The 15,569-nt window shown below is 43.6% G+C and carries 14 protein-coding genes and 1 pseudogene; all 15 read right to left on the reverse strand.

Features of this window, described 5'->3' with window-relative positions; all coding sequences use genetic code 11:
- Positions 1–19: 19 nt before the first annotated feature.
- Positions 20–1,252, reverse strand: coding sequence for a beta-ketoacyl-ACP synthase (locus AB4153_RS06875; RefSeq protein ID WP_303517205.1), 1,233 nt, complete (start codon positions 1,250–1,252; stop codon positions 20–22).
- The gene (locus AB4153_RS06880) at positions 1,249–1,983 is read right to left on the reverse strand and encodes a 3-ketoacyl-ACP reductase FabG2 (protein WP_102526787.1); all 735 of its coding nucleotides are present in this window, start codon (positions 1,981–1,983) and stop codon (positions 1,249–1,251) included. Before AB4153_RS06880 ends, AB4153_RS06875 begins: the two co-directional genes overlap by 4 nt.
- Before the next feature lie 62 nt (positions 1,984–2,045).
- The gene (locus tag AB4153_RS06885; protein WP_371996821.1) at positions 2,046–2,531 is read right to left on the reverse strand and encodes a thioester dehydrase; all 486 of its coding nucleotides are present in this window, start codon (positions 2,529–2,531) and stop codon (positions 2,046–2,048) included.
- A complete protein-coding gene (locus tag AB4153_RS06890; RefSeq protein ID WP_102526867.1) occupies positions 2,524–3,798 on the reverse strand; it encodes a beta-ketoacyl-[acyl-carrier-protein] synthase family protein in 1,275 nt (424 codons plus the stop codon). The genes AB4153_RS06885 and AB4153_RS06890 overlap by 8 nt, the downstream gene beginning before the upstream one ends.
- A 91-nt stretch (positions 3,799–3,889) precedes the next feature.
- On the reverse strand, positions 3,890–4,471 hold the full coding sequence (locus tag AB4153_RS06895; protein WP_371996822.1) for a DUF3261 domain-containing protein: 582 nt from the start codon (positions 4,469–4,471) through the stop codon (positions 3,890–3,892).
- A 2-nt stretch (positions 4,472–4,473) separates the two neighbouring features.
- A complete protein-coding gene (locus tag AB4153_RS06900; protein WP_371996879.1) occupies positions 4,474–5,748 on the reverse strand; it encodes an NAD(P)/FAD-dependent oxidoreductase in 1,275 nt (424 codons plus the stop codon).
- A 16-nt stretch (positions 5,749–5,764) separates the two neighbouring features.
- The gene (locus tag AB4153_RS06905) at positions 5,765–8,311 is read right to left on the reverse strand and encodes an MMPL family transporter (protein ID WP_371996823.1); all 2,547 of its coding nucleotides are present in this window, start codon (positions 8,309–8,311) and stop codon (positions 5,765–5,767) included.
- Positions 8,311–9,126, reverse strand: a complete 816-nt coding sequence (locus tag AB4153_RS06910; RefSeq protein WP_371996824.1) for an outer membrane lipoprotein carrier protein LolA — start codon at positions 9,124–9,126, stop codon at positions 8,311–8,313. The genes AB4153_RS06905 and AB4153_RS06910 overlap by 1 nt, the downstream gene beginning before the upstream one ends.
- Positions 9,127–9,224: 98 nt before the next feature.
- Positions 9,225–9,650, reverse strand: a pseudogene (locus AB4153_RS06915) (acyl-CoA thioesterase); the annotation flags it as partial.
- A gap of 1 nt (position 9,651) precedes the next feature.
- Positions 9,652–11,217 carry a histidine ammonia-lyase gene (gene hutH, locus AB4153_RS06920; protein WP_371996825.1) on the reverse strand — a complete coding sequence of 522 codons (1,566 nt, stop codon included), beginning with the start codon at positions 11,215–11,217 and terminating at the stop codon, positions 9,652–9,654.
- Positions 11,218–11,221: 4 nt separating this feature from the next.
- Positions 11,222–13,030: a glycosyltransferase gene (locus tag AB4153_RS06925; protein WP_371996826.1), complete on the reverse strand. Its 1,809-nt coding sequence runs from the start codon at positions 13,028–13,030 to the stop codon at positions 11,222–11,224.
- Positions 13,027–13,416 carry a thioester dehydrase gene (locus AB4153_RS06930; RefSeq protein WP_102526868.1) on the reverse strand — a complete coding sequence of 130 codons (390 nt, stop codon included), beginning with the start codon at positions 13,414–13,416 and terminating at the stop codon, positions 13,027–13,029. The genes AB4153_RS06925 and AB4153_RS06930 overlap by 4 nt, the downstream gene beginning before the upstream one ends.
- Entirely contained in the window at positions 13,409–14,776 is a 1,368-nt protein-coding gene (locus AB4153_RS06935; protein ID WP_371996827.1) for an AMP-binding protein, read from the reverse strand. The genes AB4153_RS06930 and AB4153_RS06935 overlap by 8 nt, the downstream gene beginning before the upstream one ends.
- Positions 14,769–15,320, reverse strand: coding sequence for a hypothetical protein (locus tag AB4153_RS06940; protein ID WP_102526797.1), 552 nt, complete (start codon positions 15,318–15,320; stop codon positions 14,769–14,771). Before AB4153_RS06940 ends, AB4153_RS06935 begins: the two co-directional genes overlap by 8 nt.
- Entirely contained in the window at positions 15,320–15,568 is a 249-nt protein-coding gene (locus tag AB4153_RS06945) for an acyl carrier protein (RefSeq protein WP_102526798.1), read from the reverse strand. The genes AB4153_RS06940 and AB4153_RS06945 overlap by 1 nt, the downstream gene beginning before the upstream one ends.
- Position 15,569 lies beyond the last annotated feature (1 nt).

The raw sequence follows: 15,569 nt of genomic DNA on the forward strand, positions 1-15,569 counted from the left end.
GTAGAGTCATAGCAAGCATTTATGCCTGCCACCGTTTAAAGATTAATGACGTATTTATGCCACCAAAAGCAAAATTATTGCTCATGACATAGTCGGTGTTAATCGGTCGGACGTCGTCCTTAATATAATCAAGCGGTGCACACTCTGGGTCCACTTGATCAAGGTTAAGACTTGGAGCAAACCAGCCTGCATTCATCATCTCAATACTGACCCAAGCTTCTAGCGCACCACATGCGCCGAGGGTATGTCCTGTGTAGCTTTTAAGTGATGAAATTGGTGTGTGTTCACCAAATACTGCATAAGTGGCTTTTGACTCTGCAATATCACCACGGTCGGTGGCGGTGCCGTGAGCGTTAACATAGCCAATTTTTTCTGCATCAACATCGGCATTTTTTAGTGCAAGACGAATAGCCACTTCCATGGTGTCGGCATTAGGCTGTGTAATGTGCAAGCCATCAGAGTTAGTGCCAAAACCAACGAGTTCAGCATAGATGGTTGCGCCTCGAGATTTTGCGTGCTCAAGCTCTTCCAAGACTAAGGTACAAGCGCCTTCGCCGATCACTAAACCGTCTCGTTGACTATCAAAGGGTCTCGGAGTGGATTGAGGTTCATCGTTCTTAGTGCTGGTGGCAAATAAGGTGTCAAACACCACCGCTTCAGTGGGACAAAGCTCTTCACCACCACCTGCTAGCATTAAGGTCTGTTGACCAAATTTAATGGCTTCATAGGCATAACCTATTGCTTGGCTACCTGATGTGCATGCACTGCTGGTGGTGTGAACGCGGCCTTTAAGGCCAAAAAATACCCCGACATTTACCGCTGTCGTATGCGCCATCATACGAATATAGCTGGTGGCATTGATACCCGACATATCCCCGTTTTTTAGCATATCGCCAAAACCAATAATGGGCTCAGTGCTCCCAGTTGATGAACCGTAGGCAATGCCCATGTCACCAGAAGATACCACCGGGTCACCTAGCAGACCTGCATTTTCAAGGGCGATTTCGCTGGCGCGTGTTGCCATAATGGACACTCGCCCCATAGAGCGAATTTTTTTACGTGAATAATGCTTTGGCTGTTCAAAATCAGTGACTGGTGCAGCAAGGCGAGTATTGAGCGAAGGGTATTTATCCCACTCCGTCATAGTGACAACGCAGTTATATTTTTGCTGTAATCGCTGAGCAATCGTTGGCCAATCATGGCCTAGTGCTGAAATGCCGCCGATGCCGGTAATAACGACTCTATTGCTCATATCATGCCTCCATTAACTGAGATTACTTGGCGAGTAATATAAGCTGCATCATCAGACATTAAGAAGTTAGCCAGCCCTGCAATTTCATTGACTTTACCCATACGGCGCATTGGCACAATTTGGTTAACCATATCTTTAGGGAAGTCACTTACCATATCGGTTTCAATTAAACCTGGTGCAATACAGTTAACGGTGATTTTACGTTTAGCAAGCTCAAGTGAGAGTGCTTTTGTTGCGCCAATAAGCCCAGCTTTAGAGGCGCTATAGTTTACTTGACCACGATTACCAGCAATCCCTGAAACAGAAGCCATAGTAATAATTCTGCCACCATTTCTAGCTTGGATCATGGGCATAATAGTGGGTTGAATAACGTTATAAAAGCCGTCGAGGTTAGTATGGATCACGCTGTCCCATTCATCTTCTGTCATTGCAGGAAATGCGGTGTCTTTGGTTATCCCAGCGTTTAAGATCACGCCGTAATAAGCTCCATTCTGGGCAATATCTTGTTCAATTTGTGCTTTAGCGGCTTGTCTGTCTGCAACATCAAAAGCAATCAAACTGGCATTAACGCCAAGGGCCTGAATTTCAGCTTGGGTCTGCTCTGCAGCATTCACATTACTGTGGTAGTGAACTGCGATATCAAAACCTTGAGAGGCCAATTTTAACGCGATGGCTTTACCTATTCCGCGGCTTGAGCCTGTGACTAAAACTCTGTTATTCGTTGCTGTCATGTTTTCTCCAAAAGTGCAGCGCCAGCTTGCTGTGATTGTTCTGCGCAAGCGGCTATGCTTGGCTACACTTGATTGTCTTGTATGTACGCTTGGGTATCTTGGGGTTGAAATACGTTAACATTGGCTGAGGCGATAACCGTGGCACCCGCTAATATTTGGCAATCAAATACCGCTAAACCAGAGTCTTCTTGATATAACCTTGTCACGCTAATTCGATACTTTTCGCCTAGTGTAAATTGTGGCTGATGCATGACTAATTTACGTGTGCCTAATAAAAAACCGACTCGAATTTTATCATCTCTTAAGTGGGCTTCAACACCGGCTAATGCAGCAATACTTTGCGCCATATATTCAATGCCGACATAATTGGGAACGCCACTAATTGCGTGGTTAAAGTAAGCACTTTGTGGGGTAATTTCCACTTCGGTGATAAGGCTGTCTTGCTGGTGTTGAATGACTCTATCTATCAAGATCATCGGTGCTCTGTGGGGCACAAACTCAGCAATGTTTTTTGCTAGTAAAGTGTTATCTGCAATATTTTCAGACATCTTGGTTTCCTGCTTTCGCGAAAATGATACTGGCATTACTGCCACCAAAAGCAAATGAGTTACTCATAATATAATTCAGTGGCTTTGACTGAACCGTACCATTTAAAGGTGCTGACTCAACAAGAGGTAATATTGGATCGTTTGGATCTTGTTGCTTATCCCATACGTGGGGAGGCAGTAATTGATCTTGGTTGAATGAGCTTAATAACAAATAGCAAAATGCTGCTTCAATGGCGCCAGCAGCACCCAAACAATGACCCGTTAAAGGCTTGGTCGAGCTGCATAGAGGGATTGTATTTTGAGTACTCGTGTTAGAAATAGTATTTGTTATTTCGCCTGCAAACACTTGATGCATGGCGACTGATTCCATCGCATCATTCTTAGGGGTCGCTGTGCCATGTAAATTGACGTATGACACTTGGCTTGCATTGATATCGGCATCATTAAGTGCAGCCTTCATTGCTGCAATCGCGCCTAAACCTTGAGGGTGCGGCGCTGAAATATGGTGTGCATCAGAGGACTCCCCGATACCAGCAAGCATCACCTCAGGCTGACTATCTAGGGTATTCGCTTTTTGCAGTAGGAATAACGCTGCACCTTCGCCAATATTAATCCCATCTCGATTTTGGCTGAAAGGGTTACATAGGCCTTTAGAAACAGACTCAAGGGAATTAAATCCATTTAATGTTAATTGGCATAAGCTATCAACGCCACCGACAATGACGACATCGCATAAATTAGCATTAAGTAATCGTTGGGCGCTGGCAAACACTTTGGTGCTAGAAGAGCATGCTGTTGAAACGGTATAGCAAGGGCCTGTTAGCTCAAAGAGTTGGCGTAAAAAGTCACTGGTGCTACCAAGTTCTTGTTGAGCGTAATGAAAGCTCGATGGGAAATGACCGTTTTGCTGATGATAATCAAGCGCCGCTTCGCCTTTTGAAATACCTGATGTACTGGTACCAAGTACAATGCCTATTCTATCGTGACCAAATCGTCTTTTGGCTTGCTCAATGTTCTGTTTTAACTGAATTGCAGCCGTAAACAATAATCGGTTGTTTCGACAATTATACTGCGCAAGCCTTTCGGGAATCGCCAACAAGTCAGTGTCTTTGATTGCACCTACGCGAGTGGTTGCATTAAACATTAACTCATCACGCGGCACCATAAAATCAGTATTACCAGCAAGTAAATGTGCTAATACAGATTCAGGAGTTTGGCCTAATGGAGTACATAGTCCAATTTGTGTAATTGCTATGGAACGGCTCATCGTCATTGGCTTTTATCTTGTTGGTGATGGTTAATATTCACTTTGGTTACAAGCATATTGATTATAACCTGTTTCGTTTTTACCATTTTCATCATAATAAGGGCGATATCGATAAGGTGATATTTGCGGCTGGGAAATGCAATATTACCTCAGCAAGCCAAGGATCCGTATTAGAGTAATCAATAGTGATGGCTTGCTGATCATTGACTATAAGTGCACTACAGCGCTGCTTAGTGCAATCGATATCATGCATTTCACCTTGATTAAAGTACGGATTAACTTGCTCATGAGGCCAATATATCAGCTGCATGATCGCCATCAAATACTCTGCCTTAAAATCCTCACCCATAAGCACGTTTTGCTGACTGATGACCTCATCACCATCAAAGGTCACTGTGAATAAAGCCTGGCCTATTGGCGCAAGACCCACCAAAGTCATTTGGGTTGAGTTAAGTTCCAATTGAGTCAGTAATTCGTGGTGTTTTTCACCATGAGTAAAACTGTTTTTTTGGCTGAGCAGTTGTTCATTATTGGTTGGCGCTTGTAGCATAGGTGCAAGGCAATAATTCACTTCTGGTGTCAGTTTAACGCAAGTTTGACGCTGCAATTGTTGACTACAGCCAGAAACGAACATGGCCATAATGACAATCGAAAAAGCAATGATTCGAGACATAATTAACTCGCTTTATTGTGGTCGCGACACAGGTCGACAATCATATTGAGTCGACGCTCAGAGTCTTTTACAAACGGATTGTTTCTATCCCAAGCATAGCCTGCCAAGATAGAGCAAATCATTTGTTTTATGGTTGGGTTTGGGTCGTCATAAAAAATGACATCCTGAAAACGACCATCGTACCAAGCTTGAACATAGGTGCGGAAGGTATTCACCCCTTGCATTAATGGCTTGGCGTATTCTTGTTGCCAATCGACTTCATTGCCATCAAGTTGTTTGATTAAGGTCTCAACAGCCATTGATGCTGACTGCATGGCAATCGTCACACCTGATGAAAATACCGGGTCTAAAAATTCTCCAGCATTACCTAATAGTGCAAACTGCGAAGTCGCTAAGGTTGATACATTGGCCGAATAACCCTTTAAACTGGCGCAAGGCTGCAATACTTTGGCATTGCTCAGTAGAGCTTTTAAGCCGGGTTCTTCGTTGAGTAGTTGCCATAACTGTTCTTCAAGATCGCCTTGGCAATGCTCAATTAAATGAGGCTCAGCAACAACACCGACTGAACAACGTCCATCACTAAATGGGATAAGCCAATACCAGATATCTTTTTGACTAGGGTGAACACTGATGAGAATCTTCTCGCGATCAAAACTAGCATCAGTGATGTTATCTTCGATATGAGTAAAAATGGCACTGCGAGCAGGTAAATTAGACGGTTTTTCTAAGTGTAATAACCTTGGTAATACTCGACCAAAGCCACTGGCATCCAGCACATATTTGGCGGTGACGCGATAAACGCTATCGTGCTCATCTGTCACTGTTAAAATTGACGTAGATGAAGCATTTTGACCTAAATCGATATCATTAACCTGGTGCCCATAACGAATTTCAACGCCTTGTGAAACCGCGGTATCAGCGAGTAGTTTATCAAACTGTCCTCGTTGAACTTGGAATGTCGTTCCTGGGCCTTGAGTAAATTTTTCGGTAAAATCAAAAGTGGTGTAAGTGCCATTATGACGAAATGCCGCGCCGTTTTTGAATTGGAACCCAGCCTGCTCAACGGCCTCAAGCATGCCTGCCTGTTCAATAAACTGCATGCAATAAGGCAATAAACTTTCGCCAATTGAAAAGCGTGGGAAATGCTGCTTTTCAAGTACAAGCACTTGTTTGCCTTGTTGATGAAGTAAACTTGCAGCAATGGCTCCAGAAGGCCCTGCGCCGATGATGACGACATCGATATTTATGTCTCGCGGTGTCTCTTGTGGTGCATCCATACTGGAACCTACAGGGTTATTTACCATTATGTACTACTTCTCTGGTTATTATACTTATCAAGGGGGCGAGTAAAAAAGTGAATCCAATGCCAAATAATAAAGTGAGGCCAAAATAATGTATCGCATTGGTTTGACTAAAGGCCAATAAGCCAAAAGCCAATAAGGTTGAACAGGCGGACATCAAGACTGCCATCATCACGCCACTTGCCTTAGCTGGAGAACTTGATTTTACCGAGGCAAAAAACAAACTGTAATCAATGCCGATCCCTAACACGAGGATCAATGCTAATGCGTGAAATAAGCTCAGTGGTGAGCCGACGACGCTAAGGCTAGCTAATGTAAGCAGTATCGAGCTCGCGGGTACAGATACAATACCGATGGCCAGTTTTATGCCAAATTTAACACTAAAAATGAATATTGCGACGACGCAGACTAAGACCAGCAATTGTAAGGTCAGCTGCTTAAATTGTGCCATTAGATTAGATATTTCGCCGACTTTATCGATAACGTTAACCGATAAACCACTTTGCTCTGCGCGAATGGTGAGCGCGGATAAATCATTAATCCCGCCTAATAAAATAATGCTGCCAAACTGATGTGATTCACTGTTCGAACTGGCTTGAGAATCCGTTTTTATATTAGCTCTTATATTAGCTGTTATATTCGCTGTTATAGGAGTCGTTGTACTCATTTCTGCGTTAGGGCTTAACCACAAACTGGCCAAATCATTGCTGGCAATATTGAGCACAGAATCTGGAGGAATAAACTGGTTTTCGCTCAAGGAAAGCTGGTTCAGCAACTCTGCTTTAAGCGATTCATCTAAACCAAGAGCGTCAATAATCTCATCTAAATGATGGAGGTATAACTGCTGATAAGCGAGATAGTTTTGCTTTTGTTTCTGCACACTCGGTAAGTAACGATTTAAGCTAACAAAACTACTGATTTCGTTGGCAACAACCGCATCAGATAGCAAGGTTGACGCTTTGTCGAGTTCGTTGAGTAAGGCTTGTTCATCATTTGCCGTGACCAAGATAAATTGATTATCCGTTCCGCCACTTAGCACTTGTCTGAGTTTATTCTCTTCAGTGGTAATCCGTTCAGGGCTTTGTTGTAAGTTACGAATATCATCGTTACTTTTGAGTGTGGATATCCCGCCAATCATGAAGAGAGCAATAACACATGCCACCGCAGATATTTTCAAATTTGCATGTGCGCTGTGAGTCGTAACGTTAGTGAGCCACTGCAAATACCGCTCAGCCCAAACCAGCAAGAACGATGAGGTGGGGAGTCGAGAGTTAGCTAATAATGGATAGGCAAAGACTAACGTTAAGTATGCGCCTAACAGACCTGCTGCGCAGAATATTGCCACCTGTTGCATACCTGGAAATGGTGTCATTCCGATCGCAATAAAGGCGATGGCGCTGGTTAATAAAGCCAGTGTCATTGCAGGTAAAATTCTATTGATGACTGCTGTGGCGTTAGGTTTATTTAACAATAGCTTTTCACAGTAAAAGTGAAAACTATAGTCAATGGCAACGCCAATCAAACTGGTGCCAAACACCAACGTCAGCAAGTGTAATTCACCAAATATAGACAGGGTGGCAACCACTGCAAACAAGAAACCACTAGATAAGGTCAGCACGGCAAGCGCTAATGGCATCACACTTCTAAACCCTAGCCAAACTAATATCATCACGCCGAGTAACGACAAAGAGCCAATGGTCGATACTTCAAACTTAGCGGAATCGGTTGCCGCTTGCGCATGAAATAAGGTTCCCGCTTTCAAGACTTCAATATCGGTATTATCACCGCGGTATGAATTGGAAGCGTGTTGTGAATGAACAGGTTTGAGCGAGCTGAAAGCATCATTTAATACGGTCATTTGTTGCTGCTGACCATCAGGGTTAAAGGCGCTCTTAACGCCTTTTGCCATAACGATAGCCACAAATTTTTGCTCAGATTTACCCAATAAAATATGTTGTTCACTCGTGAGCTTTTGTGTCGGAGCGAGCGCAATGAGGTTGTCAGGAAAAAGCAGTAAAGGGTCCTGAGTCAGCAATGCACTGCTGGCATAGCCAAAGCTACTGTATAGTTGCTGCTGAGCTGCGAGTAATAATTGCTGCCAGTCTGCAGAGTGTTCAGTATCAGCAAGCAACCCGTATTGCTCATCGGTCAGTAAAAAAAAGCGCTTATCAAAGTAATATTGACTTAATGTCTGCATCTGCTGACTTTCGCCACTGCGGATATCGGTAAATACATCGGGTGACTGCTGTAACTGCTCGATTAAGTGAGTTGCAGCATTGATAGCTTGCTGCTTGTTGTCCGCTAATAGACCAATATATACCTGATCTGCTAAGCGCTGCTCAACCTTATCAAGTGCTTTTTGGGTTAATGGGGTTTCAGTAAGCTTTGGCAACATAGCCAAAATGTTACTCTGAATTTTAGCGCCTGATTGCCATAGCAAAACGCCATAAGCGCTCACTAGCGCAATCAATAAGCACCAGATGATAAAGCGTGGAACAGCTTGTTTGGGTGAGTTAAACCAACTAGCCAGTTTGGACATTACTTGGCTTCACTAACGGCATCTTCAGTCGCTGCGACTGGCAAGAGTGTCATTTTTTGCACATCCTCTTCAGTCAGTTCTTGGACGACATTTGAAAAATGAATAAGGGTTATATCCGTCGTGGCACTGGCTTGTTTTTGGGGAAGGCTAGATAGCATAGTAAGGCGATTAATTTGCTGCTTACCATCAACATTGCCACCTTCTAACACCATCGCGCCAATGGCTTGTTGAATTAATGGATCTTTTGCCACTAAGCCCAGTTGCCAGTCAGTGTTTTCCGAGTTGTTATCTGGTGTTTCATTAGCCGCTTCAAACATAAATAAATCAAAGTCTTGAGCTAATACATCAAGATCACCCGTTAACAATGCTTGCATCAATTGCGGCAACTGCTCAGCCATTGCTGCGCTGGTTTGATTGGCTTTGCTTTGAGTGATATTGCCTAAGCTATCTTGTTGAATCAGGGTATTTTGTTTCAGTAATAAGGTGCTGTTGAAAGGAGAGGTTTGTTGCCAAAGTAAGCCGATATTTTGACTAAAAATAAACTGACCGGCGCTTTTAAGTGGGCGTTTTAGTACCGCAAGAGAACGCGTTTGCTGAAACTCACCTTTAGCTTGTTCACCTAACTGAAGGTTCTGCGCTAAGGTGTTGAGTTGTGCAGCGGTCGCTGGCGTCGTAAATAGCGTAGCTAACTGCAGGTTGGATAGCTCAGACTCAGTCTCAGTCTCATCTTGACTTGTAATGGCTGCAGTTGGTTGAGCTATCGCAGTACCAGTAAGCAGCGTTATAGCAATGATTGCGGTAAGTAAGGCTCTCATTAACTGACACTCTTATTAATAAGGGTTTCATTTGCAGTGGCATTTTGCGCTACTTCTTGGCTATGACTGGCAAGTTCAGCAGCTAATTCATTTTTTACATCACCTTCAGCCAACAACGGTAAAATTTTCTGCCTAAATACAGCAGGGGTGACAAAGCACAATTCTTCGGTTTCGATTTCTACCGCTGCTTGAATGGTATAGCCTTTTGTTATTCGCTGGCCGGTTTCAGCATCGCGAATTTGATAGTTGATCCTCAGGCGATTTTCCCACTCAACAATGGCAGCATGCACAATTAAGTGCTGATCGAAGGTACTGCTTTTTACATATTTAAGCTGAGTATCCACAATGGGCCAAGCGTAACCTGAGTGCATCATTTGACGGTAGTTATAACCGAGTTCATCGAGCAATTTACAGCGAGCGACTTCAAAATAGCGTAAATAGTTACCATGCCAAGTGATGCCCATTGAGTCCACATCATGAAAGGGCACCACCATAGCGAGTTCGGTGCTGAAAATGGCTTTCATATCAGCAAACCTCCCACTGACCTAATTGAATTTTCTCGACCGTTTGACGTAAAACCGCTTCCAGTGGGCGATCTTCAGTGAGTAACTCAAAGTCTTCGCTGACCTGTGCAACAGTTTTAGCTAACGATGGTGTTAATGAATCTTGTGCTAATTCATTTTGGGCGATACGTAAGTGTATCCCCTGTGTCATCGCTAATAATGCGGCAGCAGCCACTTGTTCAGTAAGTTGTAATACACGCATACAGTCACGTGCAGCAATAGTGCCCATGCTGACTTTATCTTGGTTATGGCACTCTGTGGAGCGAGAAAACACACTGGCTGGCATAGTGTTCTTTAATGCTTCAGCAGTCCAAGCAGACACGCCAATTTGCACTGCTTTAAAGCCGTGGTTAATCGCTTGTCTTGCCCCAACGGCTGCCGATAAGTTAGCGGGTAAGCCGTTATTAAATTTGGTGTCCATCACCAATGCCATTTGACGATCGATTAAATCGGCAAGATTAGCGACGGTGTTTTTCATTGAATCCATCACAAATGCGATATGACCACCATAGAAGTGACCACCATGAAGAATATGCTCACCTTCGCCATCGACAATTGGGTTGTCATTGGCGCTGTTTAATTCGGTTTCAATGAATTGACGCATAAATGGCAATGCATCTTGTAGTACACCAATGATATGCGGTGCACAGCGAATCGAGTAACGATCTTGTAATCGGTCTGAGTTTCTTGGGTGGGTGTGATGGTTTAAATCTTCACGGATCCAAGCTGCAATTTGGTTTTGCCCCGGGTGCGGTTTAGCATCAAATAAGATGTCATCAAAGTGATTTGAATTACCTTTAAGTGTCAGCGATGCCATAGCAGTTATGCGACTGGATAAGCGTGCTAAATACTGAGCGCGATCGTAAGCTAAACAGGCTAAAGCAGTCATCACTGCGGTGCCATTCATTAATGCTAACCCTTCTTTAGGACGCAGCGTTAATGGCACAATATTTAGCTCGGCGTATACCTCTTTTGTAGCGCGGCGCTTACCTTGATAAACCACATCTCGCTCGCCAATCAATACCGCTGCTAAGTATGACAGCGGGGTTAAGTCACCGCTTGCGCCTACCGATCCTTCTTCAGGAATAACAGGGGTAATATCGAGGTTAAGTAATAATTCAATGCGCTGAAGTAACTCATAAGTCACTCCTGATTTACCCACAGCGAGTGAGTTTAATCGACAAGCCATAATGGCTCTAGATTGCATCGGCGAGAAAATATCACCTAATCCGCAGCCATGAAAACGGGACAAATGTAGCGGTAATTCATGGACTAAATCCAGACCAACAGTGACAGTACATGAGTCGCCATAACCTGTTGTTACGCCATAAACCACACCTTCTTCGTTTAATAAGCTATCGATAAAACGAGCACCTTTTTGAATGTATTCTTGGTACTCAGGTGTCTCATTTAACTTTACAGGCGCCCCTTTAGCGACACTGACGACTTGCTCAAGGCTAATAGATCGTTGACCGAAGTTTACCGTTGCCAAATTTGGGGTTGCTGAAGATGAAGTCGATTGGCTCATGGTATTACTGTTCCTGCTTATTGTTAGGTGAAGAGTGCTGTGACGAAGCCGGTTGTGCAGAACTGCTCGGTGTTGAACTGCTCTGTGTTGAAGTGCTCTGCGATGAATCAGATTCAGCAGTTGTTTGTGCTTGTTCTGCCTTTACTCTTTGTGAGTCTTCGTCGCGACGCCAAAAATCATAAAAATTAAACCACTGCAACGGTTGGCTGGTAGCAAAATGTTCAAGACGGCGGCTATATTCACAAGCCGCGTCATCTAAACGCTCAGTACGTCCGGCTCGTGGGCCTTTTAAACTATCTGACAAGTGTTCTACATGAACTCGGTATCGACCTTGTTCTTGTAAACAAAACATGGTGTAAACAGGACAATCAAGCAGGCCAGCAAGGATAAATGGACCTTGAGGAAATGCCGCTTGTTGATCAATGAAGTCGTGATAAAACACTCGACCGGCAGTATCTGATGAAGTGCGATCTGCGGCTATCACTACTAATTCGCCAGCTGCAATTTTATCTTGCAATAACATGGCTGTACTTGGGCCAAGTTCGTTAACCTGAATAAGGTTTAATCCACTATTCGGGTTAAGCTGCTTCAGGACATTATTAAAGTTTTCAGCATGGCTAGTGAGCACCATGACATTCACTTTAACCTGCTGCTGGTGGATAGAAATCGCTCGGCAAAGTTCAAGATTACCTAAGTGAGACACTAACAATACCGCGCCTTGGCCTGATTCAACTTGGTCGGCTAAGACATGCCTATCAGGAAAGTCGACTTGGGCGAGTTTAATCCGATCGCACCAAGCATCAATTCTGTCTAATGCAGCATTACCAAAGGCAAAAAAGTGTTTCAGGCTGTCTCGCCAAGTGACAGGATCTGATAACTGTTCATGTTGTGGGTGCTTGAGTTTAACTCGACGTAAAAAGTCCATTGAAGCATTTCTAGCTGTCACACCCGTCAAGAAGAAGTAACAAATCACTGGGTACATGATCGCTCTACACAGCCAATGACCGCCTAAACGGTAACTGTCGGCGATGAGCTTTATACCCCAGTAGCTGCCACGTTCTCCCATGGCAGACCAATGTTTATTAGCGTTTTTTTTTGAAAGTATTTTCGGTAGGCGCTTTAACATGCCGAAGAACAACCCAGTGTGCATGGCTGAAATACGGATGTTGTCTTTAACTCCCTGAAAGTGGCTGATGCCATCTTCTGGGTAGATCACTTTGGTTGGAATGTGTGTTACTGGTACACCTTGCCAGTGCAGTTTCACCATGATTTCAATATCAAAATCCATTCGCTCACCTAATGCTTGCTCGCGAAAGAGTTGCTCAGTTGCCGCTAAAGGGTAAACCCTAAAGCCACACATAGAATCTTGAATATCAAAACTTAAGGTTTCAACCCATACCCAAAAATGAGTGATGTAGCGACCATATAAACGGCCTTTAGGCACAGATTCATCATACTGAGGTTTACCAGAAATCAGTGCAAGAGGCTCCGCTTCACTGGCGGCAATCATAGTAGGAATATCATCTAAGCAATGCTGACCATCGGCGTCGATTTGCAATGCATGGGTGAATCCATCCGCGAAGGCTGCACGCAGTCCAGTCGTCACAGCAGCGCCTTTGCCACGATTAAATGGGTGAGTTAACAGCGTCACCCAGTCATATTTATCCGCTAACGATTGTAATAAATAACGAGTCTCGTCATTACTACCGTCGTTAATCAGATAGCAAGGTAAGCCAAATGGCGCTAACGCCACTAAGGTCTCTGCGATGGCCTGTTGATGATTATAATTGGGAATGATCAGTGCCAATTTCATGATTGGCGCTCCTTGCTGCTAGTGCTTGAACCAGCATTTTCTGTCAGTGCAATACGGCCAGAAGCATAGCGTTTTTCACCATCACGGTAGCTGAAAGTGAGTTTTGATTTTGCGGCGTTATGGCTGATAAATAACTCCACTTGGCTGTCGGGCAGCATCAGCTGCTGGAATTTAAGTACTTCAAGGCTGGCAACATCGGGCTGATAACCAAATGCCTGACAACCTAATTGAATAGCCCAGTCGAGTTGGGTTACGCCAGGTAAAACTGCTTGCTCTTCAAAATGGCCTTTAAAGTAATCCAGTTCTGCGGCAACAAAAATTTGCCAACTGATGCCATCATCAGTGGTTTGCTGACTGATTATTTGGGGTAAAGCTGATTTAATCATCATTAAATACTGTCAATAAATCCGTTTGTATACGCTTACCTTGTGCATTGACAGGTAAGGCTTCTGGGTAGCGCCAACGACGAGGTAAAGTCACTCGTTCGAACTCGCTAAGTAAATGTTTTTTAAGGTGGTTGTTAACACTCAATTTACCGGAGTCATCCAGTTGTGCTAGACCTTGTTCTGTTAAGGTGATGGCTGCACCTAGCATCATCCTTGGCTCTGTTAATTGAACCACCGCAGCTTCTTTGACAAACGGGTGCGTGCATAGCAAGCCTTCCATCTGCGCCAAGGATAAGCGTTTTTCTTCTACTTTCACGATACGATCGAGACGGTGAAGCAAGGTAAAACGCCCGTCGGCTGCAAGCTCAATTTTGTCATCACATTTTAGCCACTCAGAATCAGAGGCTAAATATGGCGATTTGATCATTAAGGCGCCATCTTCTGGATTGCTGGCAATATCAATTTGACTGAATGGTAGCCAGGTTCTGTTTGGCGACATTTGACGACGATAAGCAACGCCGCCAGTTTCAGTGCTACCAAAGACTTCAATTGGAAATTGGCCATAACAGGTATGAATATGCTGCGACGCTTCATAGCTTAACGGACCGCCAGAGCTGAAGATAAGGCTTGGTGCAAGCTGTTGTTGCTCAAACTCAAGGGCTTCAGGTAATCGTGACAATTGCGCAGGACTGCTGACTAAACATAGGTTTGGCATTAATGCGATGTAATAACTCAGGGTTTCTGGGTATTCAATTAAGTCACTTAAAAAGGGACGGCTGGCAGCTAATGGCCACAATATTTTAAACAGTAAACCGTAAATATGTTGGTGAGAAACCGTTGATACCACACTACATTGGGGTAATCTTGACGCAAAAGTGCTTTCTAATACGCTGACTTCGGCATCTAGTTGTTCAATGGATTTTTGAATCGCTTTAGGTTCACCACTACTGCCTGAGGTGAATAGGACTAAATCACCGATTTGAGATGATTGTGGCCAAGGTTTATTGGATAAGCCCATTTCTTTTTTTAATAGAATAAAGTGTTTAACTTCAGACAGTGGCTGATCTGCAATGATGCCATCGAAAGCATGATTTAATTCGTTTAATGTGCCGCCCTGGGTATTTGACGGCAATATGACTTGTTTACCTGCTAATAGCGCTGCGCAAATGCCAGCTGCAAATAAATCACTGGTTTCAGCGGCCAATAACCAACGCTTAATTGGACTTGCATTGAGTTGCTCGAATAGATGGGCAACATGAGCTGTAAACAGTGAGCCTGTTACGATGTCATGATGATTGAAACTAATTAGTTGTTGCGTTTTAGGGCCAGTATTAAGCCAATTTATCAGCAAGTTATTCATGTTTTTTCAACCAAAAGTTGCGATATATCCATTCTCCACCGAGCAGTAAACCCATGAAGATATAGGCAATTAATCCATTATAAAGTGTCCACAATTCCAATGTGGCAAACTCTGCAGTATAAAATGCAGCTAATCCATTAATGATAAATAATCCGCACCAAAGGCGAGTAACATTATTTAAATATGGAATGGCTGAATCTGGTAAATCAGGCTCTTTTAACTTGGCCAAGCGTTCGATCATGCTTGGGCCTTTTATTAACGAGCTAGTAAATAGTCCCAGCATAGTCATGTTAATGACTACAGGGTAATACAGTAGCCAGTCATTACGTTTGGCAATAAAACTGGCAGCAGTTAAGCCAATACCAACCAGTATGGGCAACACCATGGTTTTTAACTGCTGTTTATTTAGCGCTAAGCGTGCGATTAATATGGCGCAAAGTAATAGGGCAATGGTGCCTGGTGGAAGGTACTGCAGGCCAAAGTAAACTGCTAACGGGTAACAGATAATGACGATGGCTGTGACGATTTGCAGTAGTAGCACCATTAATCTTTCATTAAGCCTTCAATGGCATTGACCACATCTTCAACTGTGCGCACAGTTTTAAATTGCTCTGGTTGAATCTTCTTGCCAGTCATTTGCTGTAGCTTAATCACTAAATCAACAGCATCAATGCTATCTAAATCTAAAGACTCATAAAGTGAAGCATCTAGGCTGATATCTTCAGCTTCGATTTCAAACTCATCGACTAATATTTGCGTCAGCATCTCTAGGATTTGATCACGATTTTTCATG

Origin of the sequence: Shewanella sp. 10N.286.52.E4 (genome assembly GCF_041468785.1) — a bacterium.
GTDB classification, from domain to species: Bacteria; Pseudomonadota; Gammaproteobacteria; order Enterobacterales; family Shewanellaceae; genus Shewanella; species Shewanella electrodiphila.